The organism is Psychrobacillus vulpis, assembly GCF_006861825.1.
In the GTDB taxonomy this organism is placed as follows: Bacteria; Bacillota; Bacilli; order Bacillales_A; family Planococcaceae; genus Psychrobacillus; species Psychrobacillus vulpis.
Map to the genome: position 1 here is coordinate 1 of NZ_VDGI01000073.1, position 514 is coordinate 514.

The 514-nt window shown below is 31.4% G+C and carries 1 pseudogene; it reads right to left on the minus strand.

From position 1 onward, the window contains the following. Positions 1-220: pseudogene (locus FG384_RS19635) on the minus strand (group II intron reverse transcriptase/maturase); the annotation flags it as partial. Positions 221-514 lie beyond the last annotated feature (294 nt).

The window sequence follows — 514 nt, forward strand, 5'->3', positions numbered from 1 at the left end:
TTTTACTTTTAAGCCTACTTACTAAATCCTCTATATTTTCCTCTAGTGTTTCACTGTATTGCTCTTTAGTTGTGCCATTAATCCCAGTTGCCTTCTTATTAGGTAATTCAAGATGACATTGCATTAAAGATTGCTTATTTAGTAAATGTACAATAGATGTAAATTTCATTTTCGGATCAGATTTTGCTAATTCTGCTATCCTTAATAGTTTTGTTTCCATTTAGTATCCCTACCTCTGTGTGTAGTAAATGTGTCCTTNTTTTACTTTTAAGCCTACTTACTAAATCCTCTATATTTTCCTCTAGTGTTTCACTGTATTGCTCTTTAGTTGTGCCATTAATCCCAGTTGCCTTCTTATTAGGTAATTCAAGATGACATTGCATTAATGATTGCTTATTTAGTAAATGTACAATAGATGTAAATTTCATTTTCGGATCAGATTTTGCTAATTCTGCTATCCTTAATAGTTTTGTTTCCATTTAGTATCCCTACCTCTGTGTGTAGTAAATGTGTC